General features: G+C 64.1%; 19 protein-coding genes. 4 read left to right on the top strand and 15 right to left on the bottom strand.

The features are described 5' to 3' along the window. Nucleotides 1-3: 3 nt before the first annotated feature. Nucleotides 4-2,013 carry an excinuclease ABC subunit UvrB gene (gene uvrB / locus LE416_RS11830; protein ID WP_225049133.1) on the bottom strand — a complete coding sequence of 670 codons (2,010 nt, stop codon included), beginning with the start codon at nt 2,011-2,013 and terminating at the stop codon, nt 4-6. 200 nt (nt 2,014-2,213) lie between these two features. After that, complete coding sequence (locus LE416_RS11825; protein ID WP_225049132.1) at nt 2,214-2,849, bottom strand: YfbR-like 5'-deoxynucleotidase; 636 nt, start codon at nt 2,847-2,849, stop codon at nt 2,214-2,216. Nucleotides 2,850-2,991: 142 nt separating this feature from the next. On the opposite strand from LE416_RS11825, the gene LE416_RS11820 reads away from it, so the two are divergent. Then, nucleotides 2,992-3,489: a GNAT family N-acetyltransferase gene (locus LE416_RS11820; RefSeq protein WP_225049131.1), complete on the top strand. Its 498-nt coding sequence runs from the start codon at nt 2,992-2,994 to the stop codon at nt 3,487-3,489. Nucleotides 3,490-3,531: 42 nt separating this feature from the next. Here the strand turns inward: LE416_RS11820 and LE416_RS11815 are convergent, their stop codons facing one another. The 6 genes from LE416_RS11815 to LE416_RS11790 all read right to left on the bottom strand — a co-directional run bounded on the left by LE416_RS11815 (nt 3,532) and on the right by LE416_RS11790 (nt 10,383). Continuing rightward, nucleotides 3,532-5,199 (bottom strand): phospho-sugar mutase, encoded by a 1,668-nt coding sequence (locus LE416_RS11815; protein ID WP_420844390.1) that lies wholly within the window; start codon nt 5,197-5,199, stop codon nt 3,532-3,534. Nucleotides 5,200-5,504: 305 nt separating this feature from the next. After that, a complete protein-coding gene (gene trxB, locus LE416_RS11810) occupies nt 5,505-6,467 on the bottom strand; it encodes a thioredoxin-disulfide reductase (RefSeq protein ID WP_225049126.1) in 963 nt (320 codons plus the stop codon). A gap of 53 nt (nt 6,468-6,520) precedes the next feature. Further along, the gene (locus LE416_RS11805) at nt 6,521-7,561 is read right to left on the bottom strand and encodes an NAD(P)H-dependent glycerol-3-phosphate dehydrogenase (RefSeq protein WP_225049124.1); all 1,041 of its coding nucleotides are present in this window, start codon (nt 7,559-7,561) and stop codon (nt 6,521-6,523) included. A gap of 21 nt (nt 7,562-7,582) precedes the next feature. Continuing rightward, nucleotides 7,583-8,404 (bottom strand): prolipoprotein diacylglyceryl transferase, encoded by an 822-nt coding sequence (gene lgt / locus LE416_RS11800; RefSeq protein ID WP_225049123.1) that lies wholly within the window; start codon nt 8,402-8,404, stop codon nt 7,583-7,585. 2 nt (nt 8,405-8,406) lie between these two features. Beyond that, a complete protein-coding gene (hprK, locus tag LE416_RS11795; RefSeq protein ID WP_225049122.1) occupies nt 8,407-9,342 on the bottom strand; it encodes an HPr(Ser) kinase/phosphatase in 936 nt (311 codons plus the stop codon). 96 nt (nt 9,343-9,438) lie between these two features. Beyond that, nucleotides 9,439-10,383 carry an Rgg/GadR/MutR family transcriptional regulator gene (locus LE416_RS11790; protein WP_225049120.1) on the bottom strand — a complete coding sequence of 315 codons (945 nt, stop codon included), beginning with the start codon at nt 10,381-10,383 and terminating at the stop codon, nt 9,439-9,441. A 109-nt stretch (nt 10,384-10,492) separates the two neighbouring features. Between LE416_RS11790 and LE416_RS11785 the strand changes: the two genes are divergently transcribed. Further along, the gene (locus tag LE416_RS11785; protein ID WP_225049118.1) at nt 10,493-11,770 is read left to right on the top strand and encodes an MFS transporter; all 1,278 of its coding nucleotides are present in this window, start codon (nt 10,493-10,495) and stop codon (nt 11,768-11,770) included. 79 nt (nt 11,771-11,849) lie between these two features. Here LE416_RS11785 and LE416_RS11780 read toward each other — a convergent pair whose 3' ends face one another. After that, nucleotides 11,850-12,890: a hypothetical protein gene (locus LE416_RS11780; protein ID WP_225049116.1), complete on the bottom strand. Its 1,041-nt coding sequence runs from the start codon at nt 12,888-12,890 to the stop codon at nt 11,850-11,852. A gap of 182 nt (nt 12,891-13,072) precedes the next feature. Next, the gene (locus LE416_RS11775; RefSeq protein ID WP_225049114.1) at nt 13,073-13,765 is read right to left on the bottom strand and encodes a 2,3-diphosphoglycerate-dependent phosphoglycerate mutase; all 693 of its coding nucleotides are present in this window, start codon (nt 13,763-13,765) and stop codon (nt 13,073-13,075) included. Nucleotides 13,766-13,929: 164 nt separating this feature from the next. On the opposite strand from LE416_RS11775, the gene LE416_RS11770 reads away from it, so the two are divergent. Beyond that, the gene (locus tag LE416_RS11770; RefSeq protein WP_225049112.1) at nt 13,930-14,133 is read left to right on the top strand and encodes a hypothetical protein; all 204 of its coding nucleotides are present in this window, start codon (nt 13,930-13,932) and stop codon (nt 14,131-14,133) included. A gap of 74 nt (nt 14,134-14,207) precedes the next feature. Further along, a complete protein-coding gene (locus LE416_RS11765; RefSeq protein WP_225049109.1) occupies nt 14,208-14,549 on the top strand; it encodes a hypothetical protein in 342 nt (113 codons plus the stop codon). A 58-nt stretch (nt 14,550-14,607) separates the two neighbouring features. On the opposite strand, the gene LE416_RS11760 is transcribed toward LE416_RS11765, so the two are convergent. The 5 genes from LE416_RS11760 to LE416_RS11740 form a co-directional block, all read right to left on the bottom strand. Next, nucleotides 14,608-15,648, bottom strand: a complete 1,041-nt coding sequence (locus tag LE416_RS11760) for an AI-2E family transporter (protein ID WP_225049107.1) — start codon at nt 15,646-15,648, stop codon at nt 14,608-14,610. 28 nt (nt 15,649-15,676) lie between these two features. Further along, nucleotides 15,677-16,402: a DNA/RNA nuclease SfsA gene (gene sfsA / locus LE416_RS11755; RefSeq protein ID WP_225049106.1), complete on the bottom strand. Its 726-nt coding sequence runs from the start codon at nt 16,400-16,402 to the stop codon at nt 15,677-15,679. Nucleotides 16,403-16,731: 329 nt separating this feature from the next. Continuing rightward, on the bottom strand, nt 16,732-17,193 hold the full coding sequence (locus tag LE416_RS11750) for a universal stress protein (protein ID WP_225049105.1): 462 nt from the start codon (nt 17,191-17,193) through the stop codon (nt 16,732-16,734). 32 nt (nt 17,194-17,225) lie between these two features. Then, a complete protein-coding gene (locus LE416_RS11745) occupies nt 17,226-18,470 on the bottom strand; it encodes a carboxylate--amine ligase (RefSeq protein ID WP_225049104.1) in 1,245 nt (414 codons plus the stop codon). Nucleotides 18,471-18,556: 86 nt separating this feature from the next. Then, nucleotides 18,557-20,230: a MutS-related protein gene (locus LE416_RS11740; RefSeq protein WP_225049102.1), complete on the bottom strand. Its 1,674-nt coding sequence runs from the start codon at nt 20,228-20,230 to the stop codon at nt 18,557-18,559. Nucleotides 20,231-20,257: the final 27 nt, after the last annotated feature.

Genomic DNA, 20,257 nt, shown 5'->3' with positions numbered 1-20,257 from the left:
AGTTCACTCTGCTTCCAATTCTAGAATCGTGTCGCGCAGGGTCGCCGCCTGCTCGAAGTCGAGCTTCTTGGCGGCCGCCTGCATCTGGCTGCGCAGGTTGGCGACCAGCTGTTTCTTCTCCGCCTTGGTCATGTCGTGCAGGTCGACCTCCGCGAAGCTCTTGTCCTTGTCCGTCTCATCCTTGGAGCTGGTGTCCAGGCTGTGGATCGAGTCGCGGATCGGCTTGATGATGGTCTTCGGCGTGATGTGGTGGGCCTCGTTGAAGGCCTCCTGAATCTCGCGGCGCCGCCTGGTCTCCTTGATCGCCGCGTCCATGGAGTCGGTGATCTTGTCGGCGTACATGATCACCTTGCCGTGCGCGTTGCGGCTGGCGCGGCCGATGGTCTGGATCAGCGAGCGCTCGGCGCGCAGGAAGCCTTCCTTGTCGGCGTCGAGGATCGCAATCAGGGACACCTCGGGCACGTCGATCCCCTCGCGCAGCAGGTTGATGCCGATCAGCACGTCGAACTTGCCCAGCCGCAGGTCACGGATAATCTCCGTGCGCTCCAGCGTCTTGATGTCCGAGTGCAGGTACTTGACCTTGATGCCCAGCTCCTTGAGGTAGTCCGTCAGGTCCTCGGCCATTTTCTTGGTCAAGGTCGTGATGAACACGCGCTCGTGCTTTTCGACGCGGATGTTGATCTCGGACACCAGGTCATCGATCTGGCCCATGATCGGCCGCACCTCGATGGTCGGGTCCAGCAGGCCGGTCGGGCGGATGATCTGCTCGGCAATCTGGGACTTCGGCACCCGGTCCATCTCGTAAGGGCCCGGGGTCGCCGAGACGTAGAGAATCTGGTTGACGTGCGCCTCGAACTCCGGCAGCTTCAGCGGCCGGTTGTCCAGGGCGCTGGGCAGGCGGAAGCCGTAGTCGATCAGCGTCTGCTTGCGCGCGCGGTCGCCGTTGTACATCCCCCGCACCTGCGACATGGTGACGTGGCTCTCGTCGACCATGATCATGAAGTCCTTGGGGAAAAAGTCCAACAGCGTGTACGGCGGCTCGCCGGCCTTGCGCCCTTCCATGTGGCGCGAGTAGTTCTCGATGCCGTTGGTGTAGCCCATCTCCCGCAGCATCTCGATGTCGTAGGTCGTGCGCTGGTCCAGCCGCTGGGCTTCCAGCAGCTTGCCGGCGTCGGTCAGCTCCTTGAGCCGGCCCTCCAGCTCCTTGGAGATGCTTTCGATCCCGTGCTCCAGCTGGTCGTCGGAGGTCATGAAGTGCGTGGCCGGGAAAATCGCCACGTGCTCGCGCTCGCCGACCACCTCGCCGGTCAGCGCGTCGACCTCGACGATGCGGTCGATCTCGTCGCCGAAGAACTCGACGCGAATCGCGTGGTCGTCGCGGCTGGCCGGGAAGATCTCGACCACGTCGCCGCGCACGCGGAAGCGCCCGCGCTGAAAGTCGATGTCGTTGCGGTCGAACTGGATGTCCACCAGCTGGCGCAACAGTGTGTTGCGGTCGATCTCCATCCCGGTGCGCAAAGACAGCACGTGGTCGCGGTACTCATCCGGGCTGCCCAGCCCAAAGATGGAGGACACCGATGCGACTACGATCACGTCGTTGCGCTCAAGCAGAGCCGAGGTCGCGCTGTGGCGCAGCTTGTCGATCTCGTCGTTGATCGCCGAATCCTTTTCGATGTAGGTGTCCGAGCTTGGCACGTAGGCCTCGGGCTGGTAGTAGTCGTAGTAGGACACGAAGTACTCGACCGCGTTGTGCGGGAAGAACTCCTTGAACTCGCCGTACAGCTGGCCGGCGAGCGTCTTGTTGTGCGACAAGATCAAAGTCGGCCGGTTGAGCTTGGCAATCACCTGCGCCATCGTGAAGGTTTTGCCCGTGCCGGTGGCCCCGAGCAGAATCTGCTCCTTCTCCCCGGCCTCAAAGCCGGCGGTCAGCTTCGCGATCGCCTCGGGCTGGTCCCCGGCCGGCCCGTAAGGCGAGACGAGGTCGAACTTGCGGTTAGCCATGCGTTCAATCATTGCGATTCCTCCCGTACCCAAGATTTCCATTGCCGCCTCACAGCGACAAAAAAGTCGGAACCGAAATTCCAACTTCTGACTGGTGCTTATTATAGCATAGCGAACATACTTTCGCGATAGCCGTTTGCGGCGGGCTGCCGACCGCCGCCGATCCCGGGCCTTGCCTCGACGCCGGCGCCTGCGCGCGGCCCGCGGCGCGCCTACTTCTTGGTCATGATGGCGCGGGTCAGCTTGGTCAGCATGTCGCGGTCGGCGAACTCCTCGTTGAGCATGTCGGGCAGGATGTCCTTGAGGAAGTACTGGACGGACGGCCGCTCCTCAAAGGACATGATCACCGCCAGGCTTTCGGTGTAGATGCTGACGAAGACGCGCTCCGGGTTGCCCTTTTCGATCTCGCCGAAGGACTCGTACAGCAGGTCCACCTTGTCGGCGATGCTCAGGATGACGCCCTCCAGCGTGTCGTCCTTGCCCTCGGACAGCCGTCGCCGGTACGCGGCCTGGAACTCGGCCGGAATCTCGTTTTGGATGAAGTTCTCCGTCATCGACTCCTCGACGTCGGCCAGCATCTCGCGCAAGGCCGGGGTCGCGTACTTGACCGGCGTCTTGATGTCGCCGATGAAGCGCTCGGTGTAGTCGTGGTTCAGGGCCTTCTCGTACAGCCGCAGCCAGTTGATGGTGTTGCCCGCGTTCTCCTCGATGTCGCCGAGCAGCTGCGCGATCTCGGCCACCTTGAAGCTGTGGGCCGCCACGCTGTGCTCCGCGTACTTGAAAAAGCCCGGCGCGCGCCGCAGCGTCTCTAAGTTGTTAAGTCCCTGAATGAACTGGTGCATCCCCATGTGTTGTCCGCCTCCTAGGTAAATTTTTACTATGCTATCACCAACCGGGCGCCATTGCAAGGGAGATTTGCTGACAAAATGTCTTGCATCGCGCGGCGGCCTTGGGTAAGCTCGACGTAATCACTGCAAAGGAAGTCCTCGTATGCCAGTTTTCACCCTCGCCACCGCGGCCGATCTGCCGGCCATCGTCGCCATCTACAACGCCGCCATCCCCGGCCGCCTCGCCACCGCCGACCTCGAGCCGGTGACCGTCGCGGCCAAGACCGCCTGGTTCGCCCAGTTCAGCCCCGACCACCGGCCGATCTGGCTGATTCAGGTCGACGGCGCCCTGGCCGGCTGGGTCAGCCTCGAGAATTTCTACGGCCGCCCCGCCTACGATCACACGGCCGAGATCAGCATCTACCTGGATCCGGCGTTTCAGCACCGCCACCTCGGCCAGGCGGCGCTCGATTTTGTCTTCACCCAGCTCAAGCGGCTGGACCTCGACACCATCGTCGCCTTCGTGTTTCACCACAACCGGGCCAGCCAGGGCCTGTTCGCCAGGAATGGCTTCGCCACCTGGGGGCACCTGCCGCAGGTCGCCCTGATGGACACCACCCGGCGTGACCTGGACATCCTGGGCCGGCACTTCGACGCCTAAAAAAAACACCACCCCGCGGGGTGGTGTTTTTGCGTGCCTAGGCTACTCCTGCCGGAACGCGGTCAAAGCGGCCTCGAAGTCGTCAAGCTTTTGCTCCGCGGCGGCCTTGTGCTCGGCCGAGGTGCCGACGTAGAACTTGACCTTCGGCTCGGTGCCGGACGGGCGAATCGCGATCCAGGTGCCGTCTGCCAGCACGTACTTCAAGACGTCTGACACCGGCATGTCGATGGCCGTCTGGCTGCCGTCCGCGCGGGTGATGCGCTGGGCCTTGTAGTCCTGGACCTCCGCGACGGCGACGCCGTCGAAGTCCTGCGGTTGGTGCTCGCGGAACTTGGTCATCAACGCGGCCATCTGCGCCGTGCCGTCCACGCCCTCGAAGTCGACGCCGACGGTCTTCTCCGCGAAGTAGCCGTACTTGGCGTAAAGGGCCTGGATGCCGTCCCACAGGGTCATGTTAAGGCTCTTGTAGTAGGCCGCGACCTCGGCGAGCAGCACGGTGGACTGAATCGCGTCCTTGTCGCGCACGAACGGCTTGATCAGGTAGCCGTAGCTCTCCTCGAAGCCGAACAGGAACTCGTGGCTGCCGGTTTCCTCGTACTGCTTGATCTGGTCGCCGATGAACTTGAAGCCGGTCTCGACGTTGATCATCTCGACCCCGTAGTCCTTGGCAATCGCGGTGGCCAGCTCGGTGGACACGATGGACTTCACCACCGCGCCGTTGGCCGGCAGCGTGCCCGCCGAGCGCCGCGCCTCGAGGATGTAGTGCAGCAGCAGGCTGGCGATCTGGTTGCCGGTCAAAAGCTGGTAGTGGTCGCCGGCCCACACCGCGGTGCCCAGGCGATCGGCGTCCGGGTCCGTGGCGATCAGCACGTCCGCGTGGCTCTTTTGGCCCAGCTCAATCGCCATGTCGAAGGCCTGCGCGAACTCGGGGTTCGGGAACGGCACGGTGGCGAACTCGGGATCGGCCACCGCCTGCTTGGCGACCAGCTGGAAGTTGGCGAAGCCGGCGTTGCGCAGCACCATCTGGGCCGGGATGCGCCCGGTGCCGTGCAGCGGCGTGTACACGAGGCTCATGTCCTTGCCCGTTTTTTCAATCAGGTCGTGGTTGATGGTGACCGTGGCGACCTGCGTGTAGTACGCCTCGTCGACGTCCTCACCGATCGGCGTCAGCAGGTTCTGGCGGCGCAGCTCGTGCACATCAAGCGCCTTGATGGCAAAAAGGTCCGCGGCCTCGCGCACGTAAGCGGTGATGCGGTCGGACTCGGCCGGTGGCATCTGGCCGCCGTCCGGGCCGTAGATCTTGTAGCCGTTGTACGCCTTCGGGTTGTGGCTGGCGGTGATCATGATGCCGGCGTAGGTCTTGAGGTAGCGCACCGCAAAGGACAGCTCCGGCGTCGGGCGCAGGCTGTCGAAGACGAAGCTCGGAATGCCGTGGGCGCCGAGCACCCCGGCGGCCTCCTGGGCGAACTCGGTGCTCATGTAGCGCGAGTCGTAGCTGATCGCCACGCCGGCCTGACGCGTCTTTGCATCCAGCGTGTCCATGAAGCGCGCCAGCCCCTCGGTCGCCTGCCGCACCGTATAGATGTTGATCCGCCCGATGCCGGCGCCGATGATGCCGCGCATGCCCGCGGTCCCGAAGGCCATTGGGGCGGAGAAGGCCGCCTCCTGCGTCTCCGGGTCGTTGGCCATCGCCAGCACCTCTTGCCGCATTGTCGGGTCGATGTCCGTCGCCTTTGCCCAGACGGCGTAGTTTTCCTTGTAACCCATAAGCTCAACTCCTATTCATTGTTGTGCCGGTGCAGCCACCGGTCGTCTCGCCTAGATTATCTCACATGAGAAAGACCAGTCAACTAATAAGCGCGAACTTGCGCGCGCTTTCGGGCCGAGTGCCCCCTCCAGCGCCAGGTAGACCAATCATGTCTAAGCACCGTACCAGGCCTTACCCAGACACCCTGATCGGCGCCAAAAAAACACCCGAATCACAAGACTCGGGTGCTTCCCACAGATGTTGACGTTTATTGAGCCGCCGGCACGGCGCCGTCCTGCAGCGTCGCGTCCTGCAGGCCCTGCAGGTAGTTGAAGGCACTCTGGCCGGCCTGGCCGCCCTCGCCGACCGCCGTGGTGATCTGGCGCAAGGTCTTTGCGCGCACGTCACCGATGGCGAAGATGCCGGGCACCTTGGTCGCCATCAGCTCGTCGGTCGGAATCCAGCCCGCGTCGTCGAGGACGCCGAGGTGCTTGAAGCTGTCGGTTAACGGCTTGATGCCGACGTAGATGAAGACCCCGGCCGCCGGGACGGTGGTTTCCTCACCGGTCACCTTGTCGCGGTAGCGAACGCCGGTCACCTTGTTGTCATCGCCGACGACCTCTTCGACCTGAGCGTTCCAGATGAAGCTCATCTTCTCGTTGGCAAAGGCGCGCTGCTGGATAATCTTCTGGGCGCGCAGCTGGTCGCGGCGGTGGATCACCGTGACCTTGGACGCCAGCCCCGTCAGGTAAAGGCCCTCCTCGACGGCGGAGTCACCGCCGCCGATCACCACGACTTCGCGGTTCTTGAAGAACGCGCCGTCGCAGACCGCGCAGTAGGACACACCGCGGCCGCCGTAGGACTCCTCGCCGGGGATGCCCAGCTTGCGGTGCTCGGCGCCGGTGGCGATGATCACGGCCAAGGCTCTATAGGTATCCTCGTCGGTGGTGACGGTCTTGACGCCGCCCTCATCCTGAACGTCGGTCACGTTGCCGTACGCGTACTCCGCGCCAAACTGGGTCGCCCCGTCGTACATCTTTTGACCGAGTTCCGGGCCGAGAATCGAGCTGAAGCCCGGGTAGTTCTCGACGGCCGCCGTGTTGTTCATCTGGCCGCCGTAGATGCCGCGGTCCAGCATCAGAACGGACAGGTTCGCCCGGGAGGCGTAAAGCGCGGCGGTCATGCCGCCGGGGCCCGCCCCGATCACGATCACATCATAAAGCTTAGACATGGGCAAAAACTCCTTTTGGTTGGTTTGCTTACGAAATGTAAGTATACGCGCTTTTAGTCCCGATGTAAAGCCGTGTCGAAATCGAACTCCGGCTTGCCGTCGCGCGCCATCAGATCGGTGATCACCGTGGCGATCGGCGCGTCCTGGTAGAGCACCCGGTAGATGGCCTCGGAGATCGGCATCTCGACGCCAAGCTCCGCCGCCAGCTCGTGCACAACCTTGGCGGTGGAGACGCCCTCGACCACCATGCCCATGTTCTCGAGCACATCCGCCAGCTTCTCGCCCTGGCCCAGCGCGTTGCCGGCGCGCCAGTTGCGGCTGTGGACGCTGGTGCAGGTGACAATCAGGTCGCCGACGCCGGACAGGCCGATGAAGGTCAAGGGGTTGGCGCCCATCTTGACGCCCAGCCGGGTGATCTCGGCCAGCCCGCGGGTCATCAGGGCCGCCTTGGTGTTGTCGCCGTAGCCCAGGCCGTGCAGCGCACCGGCGCCGATGGCGATGACGTTCTTCAGGGCCGCGCCGCACTCGACGCCGATCACGTCCTGGTTGGTGTACAGGCGGAAGTAATCGTTCATGAAAATCGTCTGGATCGCCGTTGCGGCCGCCAGGTCCTTGGACGCGGCGGTCAGCGTGGTGATGTCCTTGGTCGACACGTCCTCGGCGTGGCTCGGCCCGGAGATCACCACCAGCCCGGCGTAACTTGCGGCCGGCAGCACGGACTCGATGACCTGCGACACGCGCAGCTTGGAGCCGACCTCGAGACCCTTGGCGGCGTGCGCGATAATCGGGCGCTTGGCCGCGCCCTCCAGCAGCGGCCGCACCTGCGTGGCCACGCTGCGAATCGCGTTGGTCGGCACGACGAACAGGATCACGTCGGCGCCCTGGACGGCCGCCGCGAGGTCCGTGGTCGCCTGCAGGGCAGGATCCAGGTGGAACTCCGGCAGGTAGTGCTTGTTGGTGTGCTGCGCGTTGATTTCGGGGATTTGCTTGGGATTGTTGGTCCACAGCGCGACGTCATGCCCATTTTCCACTAACAGGTTTGCAAGGACGGTGCCCCAGGAACCGGCGCCGAGTACGGCCACTTTTTTACTCAAAAGATCACTCCTATTGATTGACTAAAGGTTGTTCAACTTGTTGCCGTCCAGGTACCACGGCAGGTCCTGTCGGCGCCGGTACCACCACATGAAGGCCGCGGCGGCGAACAGCACGATGGACAAAAGCTGCGACACGCGCAGCCCTGGCAGCATGTACAGGCTGTCGGTGCGCATCCCCTCCACGAAGAAGCGCCCGAAGCTGTACCACATCACGTAGCTCAGGAAGATCTCGCCCTGCTTGAACCAGCCCTTATGGTGCCGCACGCTCATGATCAGGATGAAGCCCGCGACGTTCCAGGCAGATTCGTACAGGAAGGTCGGCTGGCGGTACGCGCCGTCGATCAGCATCTGCTGGACGATGAAGTTCGGCAGGTGCAGCCCCTGCAGGAAGGACAGCGTCGTCTTGGCGCCGAACGCCTCCTGGTTCATGAAGTTGCCCCAGCGCCCGATCGCCTGCGCGATCATCACGGTCGGCGCGGCGATGTCGAGGATCAGCCAGGCCGGCAGCCATTTGGCGTGGCAGTAGATGAGAAAAACAATCACGCTGGCGATCAGCGCCCCGTAGATGGCGATCCCACCGTGCCAGATGGCGATGATCTCGCCGGGGTGCGCCGCGTAGTACGGCCACTCGAAGGCGACGTAGTACAGCCGCGCGCCAATCAGCGCGAAGGGCAGCGCCCACAGCACCAGGTTCAGGATGTGGTCCTCGGCGACGTTGCGCCGCTTGGCCTCCTGCATCGCCAGGTACGCGGCCAGCAGGACCCCGCAGGCGATGATCACGCCGTACCAGTGGACCTCGAGCCCACCCAGCCTAAGCGCGATCGGGTTCAGTGCTCCTAACATCGCTAGTCCTCCGAATTCGTCTTGATCAGGTTGTTCAGGTTCCGCTCGAAGGTCTTGGTCGCGTCAAAGCCCATGGACTTGGCGCGGAAGTTCATCGCGGCGACCTCGATGATCGAGGCCAGGTTGCGGCCGACCTTGACCGGAATCGTGATCTTCGGCACCGCAACGTCGAAGATCTGCTGGCTCTGCTCGCCGGAGCCCAGGCGGTCGAACTGCTTGTCCGGCGTCCAGTTCTCCAGGTGCACGATCAGGTCGACGGAGGCGTTGGTGCGCACGGCACCGGCGCCGAACAGGCTCATCACATCGATGATGCCGAGTCCGCGAATCTCCAGCAGGTGCGCCAAGATTGCCGGCGCCTCGCCGATGATGGTCTGCTCGTCTTTTTGGTAGACGTCGACGCGGTCGTCGGCGATCAGCCGGTGGCCGCGCTGAATCAGCTCAAGCGCGGTTTCGGACTTGCCGACTCCGGAATCGCCGGTGATCATCACGCCCAGGCCGTAGAGGTCAACCAAAACGCCGTGCATGCTGCGCCGCTCGGCCAGCTGGCTTTCGAGGTAATCCGTCAGCAGACTGGACAGGCGCGTGGTCGGCAGCTTGGAGCCGAGCACCGGGACGTGGGCGGCGGCCGCCGCCATCAGCATCTCGTCCAGCGGGTCGATGCCGCGCGACACCAGGAACGCCGGCGTGTCCTCGGCCGCCATCCGCTTGTAAATCACCAGCCGCTCCTCGGAGGTCATGTTGCGCGCAAAGGCGCTTTCCGTGCGGCCGAACAACTGCACGCGTTCGTGCGGGTAGTAATTGAAGTACCCGGTCAGCTCCAAGCCCGGCCGTGAAATATCGGATACCACGACCTTGCGCTCGTCGAGGTACGCCTCGCCGCTGTACACGGTGAGGTTCGTATCGGTCACCAGCTGGCGCACTGAAACACTTTCTACCATCGGGTCCACCTGTCTTTCGCCATAGTTTGTCTTCAATTTTATCATCACTTGGCCCAACTTAACAGGGCCGCGGCCAAAAGCGCGGCGCGACGCCGTTCACTGGCTGCCGCCGAGGTTGATCAGCACCATGTCGCGCTGGTTGGGCCCAAGAATCTCGTCCAATCGGGACTGCCACATCGCCGCGTCTTGGGGCAGCTCGATGGCGGCCATCAGCGCGATCGCGGCGCGGCACGTGGCGGTGCCGCCGGCCACGTCGCCCTGGCGGATCGCCAGCCAGCCGGCGAGGAAGCGCCGCACCAGCGCCGTGCCGCCGAAGTTCGGTTCCTTGCGAAGCAGCCCCAGCACCGCGGCCGCGGCGTCGAACTCCCGCCGCGCCAGAAACACCGTGAAGTCCCCCACCAACAGGTCAAAGGGCAGCGTTCGGTAGCGCGCGTTGGCCTTGAGGCGGCGGCTGAGCTTCACCCCAGTGGTCAAAAGGCGCAGGTTGTCCGCGGTCGGCATCATCACCATGAACAGCTGAAAGAGCTGCACCTCGTACACGCCCCAGCTGTCGACCTGCTGCAGGTAGCGGATCACCGGTCTGGCCGCATCGGGGTCTGCGGTGATGGTGGTCGCCGCGCTGGCCGCAACCATCCCCCGGTAGAACAGGTAGGCGAAGTGGTGGTTGCGCGTCGGGGCGGCGCGAAAGGTCGCCTCAGCCGCATCCCTGGCCCGGCGGATCTCGGCGAGGTTGGCCGTGCCGTACGTCCCCTGCGCCAAAAAAGGTTGAAGAAACGGCAGCTCCCGCTTGGCCAGCCACAGCTGCGCCGCATCCCCAGTCAGCGCCGGTGGCATGCCGGCGCGCGCGGCTTCGAACGCAAACTCGGCCTGCGCCACGTTGATGGCGGTCAACAGCTTGCCAAAGTTGGTCTGCGACACATCGGTTCGCCCCCGCTCGAAGCGCGAGACGAACGACGCGGTCAGCCCAGTCTCAAGTTCAATGTCCTGCAGCGTGATGCCGCGGCTTTGCCGCATCTGGCGGTACAGTGCACCGGTTGTCATGGCCTTACCCCACTTCATTTGTCATATATGACATTTTGCGCCAGCGGTCGGCGCCCGTCAACTATCATGAGGCCATCACATCAAGTTACCCACCCACGGAGGTCTCATCATGAACATCTACCTGCACAATCGCCCGTTTCGCGCCCTGGCCAACGCCAGCTTCCTGTCCAGCATCGGCTCGGTGCTGTTCAACTTTGTTTTTCTCGTCTACGCCCAGACCCTGCCGTTCAAAACGCTCGCGCTATCGCTGGTCACCGCGATCAACCTGGTGCCGCAGCTGTTGGCCGTGCCCAGCGGCTACCTCGCCGACCACCTCGCCCCGCGCCGCCGGCTGACGGCGATGATCGGGCTGCGCCTGGTGCAGGCCGCCGCCTACGTGGTCCTCGCCTTCGCCATTCAGGCGCCGGGCAGCCTCGGCCTGTTCGCGGTGCTGTTGGCCATCAACCTCGGCTCGGACCTCTTGGCTGACTTCACCGGCAGCCTGGTGCTGCACTACCAAAAGCACGTGCTGGCCAACCAGGACGAGTACCAGCAGGGTTTTGGCCTGCTCAGCGGCGTCGGCAACATCATCAGCCTGGTGTTCCAGGCGCTCGGGGCCAGCCTGATCGTCCTGCTGCACCACAACTACTTCCTGTTCGGCCTGATCAACGCGGCCAGCTTCGCCCTTGCCGCCCTGGTGCTGGTGCACGACCGCGCCGTCTTCAGGGCCGCCGACCGCGCGGCGCAGGCCGCGCAGGTTCAGGCGCCAACCGCCCCCGAGTCGATGGGCCAGGGCATCGGCCGCGCCCTGACCTTCATCACCCGAGACCGCTTCTTGTTCGGCATCATCGGCCTGGCGCTTGGCGTCAACGCGCTGGGCACCGGGCTTGACGGCCTGCTCACCGTGCTTTTGGCCAACACCCCGGCGCTTTGGTTTGGCAGCTTCGCCACCACCATCGCGGTGGTCGGCGTGGCCGCCAGCCTCAGCACCACCGTCGCCGCCCTGTTCATGCACGACGGCCTCAAGAACTGGTCGCTGCCGGCGCTCGCCGCCGTCACCATGATGGCGCTTGCCGCCGAATCGGCTAACCTGGTCTGGTGGCACAACGGCCCGGCGATGGTCGCGCTCCTGGTCATCGCCTGCTACCCGGTGGGCAAAATCAACCCGCGCCTGTCCGCCATCGTGCTGGCTCGCGTCGACGCCGCCCACCTGGCCACCGTCTCAAGCGCCCTGCAGACGCTGGTGATGCTCGGCGCCCCAGCCGGCACCGCCGTTTTCCTCGGCATCGCCAACGTGGTGTCCCCCACCGCCGCCTGGCTGGTCTACGGTGCCTGCGCCGTGGCGATGACCGGCGTGGCGCTGGCCATCGCCCGGCTTCAAAAGCGCGCGGGGCTGGCGACGGACTGAATGACCCAACGAAAAAGCGCGCACCACCGCTGAATGCGATGGTGCGCGCTTGTCTGTTGCCAACCCGTCACGGCTGGGGCTAGTCCCCGCTTGCGGCGGTGTCGTCGGCTGTGGTGGTGGACTTCGCGGTGGTCAGCACCACGTCCGGGTAGCGCTCCTCGAGCAGCGACACGGTGTAGCCGACGTCGCCGCCGACCGCCAGCGTGTCCTTGTAGGCCTGCAGGATGCCGTCGTCCGGCACGGCATTGACGGCATCCGCAGACAGCTGGGTGCCGAAGTACGTCAGGATCACGCTGCGCACCGAGGCCGCGCTCAGGTCGTTGCCGCTTTCGGTTGTGGCCTTGGCGTCGTCGCTGCTGCTGGACGCGCTGGCGTCCGTGGCCTTGTCACCGTCGTCCTTGGTGCCGGCCGCCTGATTCCAGCTGACCTTGGGCTGGTCGGCCGCGGTGGGATCCGGCGCGGTGCTTGACGTGCTGGCCTTGTCCGCACTGCTGGCTGTGTCCGCGCTGCTCGAGCTTGACGTCTCCGATTCGGCGGTGGCGGACGTGGCGCTTGCGGCGGCCGCGGCGAGCGTCTGGGTCAGCTCATCGTAGTGCGCCTTGAGCCGCTTGAGGTAGGTCTGGGTCCAGTCCAGCGGCGCAAGCGGGGCCAGAGTTGCCTTGGCCTGCGCGGTTTCGCCGGCGTCGGCCTGGGCTTGGGCCTCCTTGAGCAGCGCGGCGGCCCGCTTGTACTTCTTGGCCTCGCGCGTCAGCCGCTTGGCGAACGCCTTGAGCTTGCTGGCCAAAACCGCGGCGCCGTGCTTGCGCTTTTGCGCCTTCTGGACGGTCTTGAGCGCGCGCACCGGGCGACCGGCCCGCTGCTGCTTTTGCGCCGTCAGGTACGCCTTGGTCTGCGCCAGATCCGTCTTGGCCGCCTTGGTGGCCTTGGCCGCCACCGCGTCCTTGAAGTGCGTTGCGGCCTGCTCGAACTCGTCGGTCCGTACCGCCTTCACGCCCGCCTTCAGCGCCGTTTGGTACGCACTTGGCTTCGTCTCCGCCGCCTTCTTGCCGCCGAAGCACCCGGCGAGCGCGATAGTTGCCACCATCAGGGCAACGGCCAGTTTGACCCATTTGCTTTTCACGTCATCACTCCTGTTCTGTCTCTACATTCTACTACATCGCGCCGCAATTTGCGGCGGCGCAAGGCAATCTTAAGCAGCGGACAAACCAGGCCCGACCCAAGCGCCCCGATAAACTGCGCCACGCTGCGCTCTGGAATACAAAACGCCCCCGCACAGCTGCGCTGCACGGGGGCGGTGGGCAATTACTTGCCCAGCTTGGTCTTGTCGGTCACTTCAAGCTTGTCGTTGAAGGTGTAAACGACAGGTTCGCCGGTGGCCATCTCCAAGTTGATGATGTCTTCATCGGAGATGTTTTCGATGTACTTGGTCAGGGCGCGCAGGGAGTTACCGTGTGCGGCGATGATCACGTTCTTGCCGGCCAACAGATCCGGTGCGATGTGGTCTTCCCAGAACGGAATGACACGCTCAAGGGTGACCTTGAGGTTCTCGCCACCCGGCACGATGCGAGGGTCCAGGTTGGCGTAGCGACGGTCCTGAGCGGCGGAACCTTCGTCGTCGGCGCTCAGAAGCGGAGGCAGCACGTCGTAGGAACGACGCCAGATGTGAACCTGTTCGTCGCCCCACTTTTCAGCGGCTTCGGCCTTGTTTTGGCCCTGCAGCGCGCCGTAGTGACGCTCGTTCAGGCGCCAGGTCTTGGTTTCTGGAATCCAGAGCTGACCGGATTCTTCCAGTGCAAAGTGCAGCGTCTTGATCGCACGGGTCAAAACAGAGGTGTAAGCCTGATCGAATTCGAGGCCGGCTTCCTTGATCTTGCGACCAGCCGTCTTCGCTTCCTCAACACCCTTTTCGCTTAAGTTAACGTCGACCCAGCCGGTGAACTGGTTGGACAGGTTCCATTCACTTTGACCGTGACGGATAAGCACTAATTTTGCCATCTAGAGATTACCTCGCTTTTAATTTTTGTCATTCCTGACTGCGTAATTCCCTTATATCATACACTATTTCAGAAAGCGGCGCTACCCAATTGCGCTGGCCGAACCCCGCCGAGTTTGCTACACTTACGACAGTTGCGGGACCCACCCGCCAAAGGAGCAATCGCATGAAAAAGTTATGGCTCACCATCGCCGGTCTCTGGGCGGCAAGCATCGTCTACTTCTTGGTCTACGTCAACAGCGCCGCACTGCAGACCGCGGTCAACCAAAGCACCGGCCTCTCCTGGCTGCACGGGGTGATGGACATTCTGCTGCTGGGCGGCGGCTTCGCGCTGATCGCCCGCGGCGTGTACAAAATTTTCCACCGCTAGCCGCGAGTCGTCCCAGCGGCTTTTTCTTCGGATTCGCGTTATGATAGCGTTATCCTAGGAAAGAAGGCGTCACGATGAAACTTGATCGCACCAGCGCGCTCAACAACCAGCAGTGGACCGTCGCGCACCACTTCGACCACATTCGCCAGGGCCACCCGTTCGCCCGCCAGATCGCGGTGCAATACGAGCTGGCCCACACCGACTTTCGCGTCCTGCAGCTGATCTTGCAGCTGGAGGGCCAGCCGGCGCTTTACGCCGACTTCACCGCCGCCTACGAGAAGGTGCAGGCCTTCGAGTGGCCGTTCATCGCCGGCGGCCCCGAGGCGTTCTCCGCCCGCTTCGGCACCCGGCTGGCCGACTACCACCAGGCGGTCGCCGCCTTCGACACCGTGTGCGAGCAGGTCGCCGAGGGCTGACCCACCAGACACTAATGGCCCCACCGCAGCAATCGCCGCGGTGGGGCCATTTTGACGTCTATTTCTTGGCCGGGGGCTTGGGCGCCGCCTCTTCAGGGATGCGCTTGACGCCCAGGATGTCCAGGATGAAGGTGAAAATCGGGATGCCGACGATCAGCCCCCAGGTGCCGAACAGCCGCTCGCCGACCAGCAGCACCACGAAGGTGAAGAACACGGGCAGCTTGGTGCGCGTGGACATGAACTTCGGGTTGAGCACGTAGGCCTCGAGCATGTGGATCACCAGAATCATCACGATGATGGTGATGACCCCCTGCAGCCCGTCGACGGTGAAGGCGATGATGGCCAGCGGCACCACGGAGATGATGGCGCCGGCGACCGGGATCATCGACAGCAGGAAGACCATGATCGCGAGGCTGGGCACGTTGGGCATTTTCAGCGCAATCAGGGTGATGGTCGTGATCACGGTGTTGACGATGGCGATGAAGATCTGCGCCTCGATCACCACGCCGAACGTGTTGATGAACTTGTCGGCGAAGTACTTCAGGTCGGCGAAGTACCAGCCGAACGGCGACGTCACGAAGCGCGCGCCGAACGCCTTGAGCTCGTCGATCTCAACGGTGAAAAAGAAGCTGAGAATCAAAGACAAAAGCAGCGTGACGCCCATGGCGGTGATGCTGCCGGCGTACTCGAGGATCGTGTTGATGCCAGCCTGCAGCTGGGTCTTGAGGTTCATCGAGTTGATTGCGTTGAGCACCCACTGCATCGCCTGGTTGTTGGCGAACGCCTTGCTGTTATAGAAGGTCTGGACCTGGTTGTACAGGTGCACGGTCTGGTTGGCAATCACCGGCACGTAATGGATCAGGGCGTACATCATCCCCGCCAGCACGATCAGGTACAGCGGGGCGACCACCAGGACCGCGCGGACGTGCAGCCGGCGGCGCACCAGGTTGATCACCCGCGTCACCAGGAAGGCGAAGATGAAGGTGAGCAAAATGGTGCTCATGATGCTTCGGGCCAGCCACAGCACGACGATGATGCTGGCCATCACGGCCGCGCGGCGCAGCTTAGTGTTCGCAATGAATTTTTGGTAGGGTGTCATTGGTTTCTCCCGTCAACGTTTGCGGTCATTATACCACGGGCACCTCGGTGAACGGCAGCGTCGATTCGAACGGCACCACGGTATCCAGGGTCAAAAAGTTCGGCCCGCTCTTGCACGTCACCGCCACCACCTGCACCCCGGCGGCCTGGGCGACCTGAATCGCCGGCGCGAGTTCGGGGAAGCGGTCGCGGTAGATGGTCATGTCTTTGATGCCGTCCAACTGAATCACGAACACCAGGTAGGCCCGGTAACCGGCTTCTTGGGCCGCCGTCAGCGTGTGCACATGCTTGAGGCCGCGGGTGGTCGGCGCGTCGGGAAAGGCCGCGCGTGTGCCGTTCGCCAGGGTCACGCCCTTGGTCTCGGCGAACCAGTCCTGCCCCGCCGCGTCCGTGCCGGCGAAGTCGAGCCTAGAGTCGCGGTACGTGGTCTCCGGGTGCACGACGTAGGGCCCGGGGCAGCCGGGCAGGTGCAGCGTGCCGTCGCGCAGCGCCGCGTTCACCACCCGGTTGGGCGCCAGGCTGTCGATGTTGATCCAGCGGTTGTCGCGCTGCACGGCGATGATGTCGTACGGGGTCTTGCGCTCGGGGTTGGCCGCCTTGCGAATGCTGATCGCGTGGCCCGGCACCAGCAGCTCCTTGTTGCGCCCGGTGTTGCTCAGGTGGGCGGCCACCTCCTGCCCGTTCAGCGCCACGATCACCGTGAAGCGGCTGATCCGCTTGATCACCGTGCCGATTTCAACCTTGCCGTAATCCATGTAACTCCTCCACTTTCTGATCTCCTCAAACCTAGCCCTAGTCCTCGTCGGGCTGCGCATGGCAACACCGGTTCGTCCAGCTAAGACCAGCGCTCGGGGCCAAGTACGCCCCAGCCGCTAGCCTTACGCTAGCCGACCGGCGAAGTGCGCCTTGCTCCGCCTTGGTTTTCGTCGGGCTGCGCATGGCAACGCGGGCGCACATAACTTGGACCGGCACTCGAAGCAAAGAACGCTTCAAGTGCCACTCCCACGTTATGTGTCTCGCGAAGTGCGCCTTGCTCCGCCCTGGTCTCTTGCAGCAAAAAAGCGGCGCAAGCGCGCCGCCTTGATTAGCGCACGACGATGACGGAAGTCTCCGCCTCGCGCACGATGTCACCGGCGACGTGGCCGATGTGCACGTGGCCGCGCCGGTTGTGGGATCCCAGGATGATCAGGTCCGGCTTGAAGGCCGGGACAATCTCGTCGAGGATCACGCGGCCAGGCTTGCCCTCCCCAATCAGGGGCTGGACGTCTTGGGCGCCGAACGCCGTCGCTTTTTCCACGTAGGTGTTCAGGTGGGCGGCGATCTCCGAGCGGCGCTGGCTGAGCAGGTCCGGGGACAGCGACTGATAGATATTCAGGTCGCCGGTCTCGAGGATCGACACAATGCCCAGCGGGATGCTGTAGATTTTCGCCAGGGTGCAGGCGTAGTTGAACGCCTTGCGCGATGAGTCGTCGTCGTCGTCGTCCACCGCCAAAAGCAGGCGGTTGTAGTGCATCGATTCAACTTCGAAGTCTTCTTCTGTGGCCATGCTATCGCTCCTTTGCTCTTGGTAACAGGATACTACGCGCCGCCCTTATTTTCAGCAAAATACTGGCGGAAGCGCCCGTAATAATTGTGGAACATGTAGGTCATCAACAACCACCGCCGCGCCGTCATGTCCGCGTCGTAAAACACGGTGCTGCCGACCTGCCCCGCGGCAATCAGGCGCAGGGCCTCGCCCTTGGCCGGGTTGTCGGTGGCGTAGGTGGCCAGGACCTTCTTCGGCGCCCCGAGCCACACCTTGCGCGCGGCCGCCTCGGGGTTGGCGAACACCGGCGCCTGCCCCGCCAGGTCGCGGGTGATGAACTCGGCGACCGGCCACTGCGCCAGGTTGTAGCCGTTGAGCGTGACGTAATACGCGGAACGGCCCGGCCGCAGGTTGAGGTCCAGAATCTTGAACTGGCGGTCGCGCACGTCGTACTTCAGGTCGATGTTGGCAAACCCCTCGTAGCCGATGGCCTCGAGGAAGGCGGCGAACTGGGCGTAAAGCGCGTCGTCGTGCGCTGGCAGGATTGCCACGTAGCTGCCGATCACGTTGGGCGTCGGGTCCTCCAACAGCGGATGGCCGAGGCACATCATTTTCACCCGGTGCTCGCCGTCGACGTAGGCGTTCAGCACGCGCGTCTGCGAGTCGTCGCCGGGGATGAAGTCCTGCAGGATCAGGTTGCCGACGTAGCCGTTGGCGTAGGCCTTTTGAATCGTCGCGTTGAGCTCGACCTGCGAGTGGATCAGGTAGGCCTTCTTGAGCCCCTCGAAGGACAGCGTGTGCCACGTCAGGCTGTCGGCCGGCTTGAGCATGACGGGAAAATCATAGGGCGAGCTCACGGCCACGCCGCTAGCCGCCATCGCCTTGGTGATGATCTTGGTGGCCGGAAACGCGATGCCGTGAGCCTCGCACAGCGCATAGAAGCGCTCCTTGTCGGCCAGCTGGGCCAGAAGCGCCGCGTCGATGCTGGGACACAGAAATTGCTCGCGCAGCTGGTCGCGGTGCGTGGCGACGAGGCTCGCGTAGGCGTCCCCGCACGGCAGCAGGATGGTCGGCACCGGGCAGGCGATCGCCGCCATCGTGGCGGTGAACACCTCATCCTGGTACAGATCCGGCACCAGGTGGACGTCCACAATCTTGGAGTAGCGCGTCGGCGCGAACTGCTCGCGGGCATACACCTGCGACACCACCCCGTAGCGCTCGTGGAACGAGCGCGCCACGCCGTAAACATTATCATCGCTGCCGAGCAGCACCACCGCAAAAGCCGAGCCTTCCGCCAACCGCGTCGCCCTCCCCTAATTGTACTCTGGCTCAAGTATACCATGCCCGCGGGCTTTTACCTAAAAACGGCCGCGGCTGGCGGCCGTCAGTCCTGCTTGGCGGCCTGCCCCGCAAGCGCCGGCCAGCGGTGCGTCGCCTCGAACTGCCCGGCCAGATCCTGCGCCGTGGTCGTGATCGCCGCCGGATACTTCAGGTGGACCAGCAGGGCGATCGCGTTGTGCGTCGTCGCCGGGCCCTGGTGCAGCCGGTAGTCGAAGTGCACCCCGCCGCCGTCGACCACCTCCTGGAAGTGCCAGTTCAAAACCCCGGTCCCGAGGATGGCGGTCAGCTCACTGTCGTGCGTCGCCACCATGGTAAGGGCGCTGGTCGCCTCCAGCCAGCGGATGATGCTGGCGGACGCGGCGATGCGCTCGACCGTGTTGGTGCCCTTCAGGATCTCGTCGACGAAGCCGTACACGCGCTGGCCCTTGGCCACCCGCGCGAGCAGCCGCTGGATGGCCTTGATCTCGGCGATGAAGTACGAGTCGCCGGCGCTCAGGTCGTCTTGGATCGCCATCGCCGTGATCACGTGGCCCGGCGCCAGCGTGAAGTCCGTCGCCGTCGCCGTGTTGATGGTCTGAGCCAAAAGGCAGTTGATCGCCACGCTTTTGACGTAGGTCGACTTGCCCGAGGCATTGCTGCCGGTGATCAGCGCCGTGCGGTCCCAGGCCAGGTCGTTGGCGACCGCCTTGGCCAAAAGCGGGTGGACCAGGCCGTGCGCGACCACCCCGCCGGCTTCAAAGCGCGGCGTGCAGCACACCGGCGCGGCCACCCGGAAGTTGGCGATGGCGATGGCCACCTCCAGGTCCCCCAGAAGCGTCCAGAGCGTCTGCGCGGCGTCGCGGTCGCGGTGCAGCCGCTCCAGCACGAAGTTGTAGGAGATGAACGGCAGCATGAACGCGATGCTCAGGTAATCGGCAATCACCTCACCCGCGGTGCCGGTCTTGATGCGAAACACGAAGGCCGTCCGCGTGATCGGCGCAAGCGGCGCGAGTGCGGCACGCAGGGCGGCCTGGCGCGGCGTCGCGATTTTGACCACCCGCTGCGCCATCGCCACCGTCTGAACCAGGTAGCGCATCGCGTTGAGCTCGACGGTCAGCCGCTCGCGCCGCAGCTGGTAGTACACCAGGTTGAAGATCAGGCTGGCGACCACCAGCGTCACGCCGATCATGGGCAGCACGAAGGCCAGCGCCACGCCGACCAGCGGCAGGCAGCCGAGCACCACGTAACGCCAGGTCTGGTGCAGCTCGTGCTTGGCGCCCTCCAGCAGGTAGGCCTGGGTCTGGTTGTGGTCGCTTTTGCCCAGCCGCGCGAACGCGGTGCGGCAGCGCAACCGCGCCACCGCGTCGTCAGTGAAAAAGGCGATCAGGTCCTCGAGGTCTTTCGCCTGGCCGAAGTCGTAGGCGCGAAGCCGCGCGTACAGCGCCTCGGCGCCGACGCTGGACTCCGTCAGGTTAAGCTGCTTGAAGACCGCCTGCATGTTCAGGTCCTGCCACGTCAGGTCGTCGACCACGCTGTCCGTCGGGTGCAGCTGCCGCGCGTACTTGAACGCCTCCTCGAGGCTGGCCGGGCTGTCCCGGCGCTGCACCTCAGGTAGGCGCCCCCAGCTGCCGAGCAGCCGGTCGCGCAGCGCGAGCCGCTCCCGCACGCCACTTGCAATCATCACCAGCACCAACACGCCCGCAAAGGCCACGAGCCACCAGCCGCTGTTTGCTTCCATATTGTCCACCTCGTCGTTTCGTTAACC

It is taken from the genome of Lacticaseibacillus kribbianus, from assembly GCF_020180945.1.
Taxonomy (GTDB): Bacteria; Bacillota; Bacilli; order Lactobacillales; family Lactobacillaceae; genus Lacticaseibacillus; species Lacticaseibacillus kribbianus.
The sequence above is the reverse complement of the archived record's forward strand: the minus strand, read 5'-3'. Positions and strand labels throughout refer to the sequence as shown.

Bases quoted from the DNA above. Each gene is read 5' to 3' on its own strand.
- uvrB (WP_225049133.1), bottom strand. From the start codon at position 2,013: ATGATTGAACGCATGGCTAACCGCAAGTTCGACCTCGTCTCGCCTTAC.
- LE416_RS11825 (WP_225049132.1), bottom strand. From the start codon at position 2,849: ATGGGGATGCACCAGTTCATTCAGGGACTTAACAACTTAGAGACGCTG.
- LE416_RS11820 (WP_225049131.1), top strand. From the start codon at position 2,992: ATGCCAGTTTTCACCCTCGCCACCGCGGCCGATCTGCCGGCCATCGTC.
- LE416_RS11815 (WP_420844390.1), bottom strand. From the start codon at position 5,199: ATGCGGCAAGAGGTGCTGGCGATGGCCAACGACCCGGAGACGCAGGAG.
- trxB (WP_225049126.1), bottom strand. From the start codon at position 6,467: ATGTCTAAGCTTTATGATGTGATCGTGATCGGGGCGGGCCCCGGCGGC.
- lgt (WP_225049123.1), bottom strand. From the start codon at position 8,404: ATGTTAGGAGCACTGAACCCGATCGCGCTTAGGCTGGGTGGGCTCGAG.
- hprK (WP_225049122.1), bottom strand. From the start codon at position 9,342: ATGGTAGAAAGTGTTTCAGTGCGCCAGCTGGTGACCGATACGAACCTC.
- LE416_RS11790 (WP_225049120.1), bottom strand. From the start codon at position 10,383: ATGACAACCGGTGCACTGTACCGCCAGATGCGGCAAAGCCGCGGCATC.
- LE416_RS11785 (WP_225049118.1), top strand. From the start codon at position 10,493: ATGAACATCTACCTGCACAATCGCCCGTTTCGCGCCCTGGCCAACGCC.
- LE416_RS11775 (WP_225049114.1), bottom strand. From the start codon at position 13,765: ATGGCAAAATTAGTGCTTATCCGTCACGGTCAAAGTGAATGGAACCTG.
- LE416_RS11770 (WP_225049112.1), top strand. From the start codon at position 13,930: ATGAAAAAGTTATGGCTCACCATCGCCGGTCTCTGGGCGGCAAGCATC.
- LE416_RS11765 (WP_225049109.1), top strand. From the start codon at position 14,208: ATGAAACTTGATCGCACCAGCGCGCTCAACAACCAGCAGTGGACCGTC.
- LE416_RS11760 (WP_225049107.1), bottom strand. From the start codon at position 15,648: ATGACACCCTACCAAAAATTCATTGCGAACACTAAGCTGCGCCGCGCG.
- sfsA (WP_225049106.1), bottom strand. From the start codon at position 16,402: ATGGATTACGGCAAGGTTGAAATCGGCACGGTGATCAAGCGGATCAGC.
- LE416_RS11750 (WP_225049105.1), bottom strand. From the start codon at position 17,193: ATGGCCACAGAAGAAGACTTCGAAGTTGAATCGATGCACTACAACCGC.
- LE416_RS11740 (WP_225049102.1), bottom strand. From the start codon at position 20,230: ATGGAAGCAAACAGCGGCTGGTGGCTCGTGGCCTTTGCGGGCGTGTTG.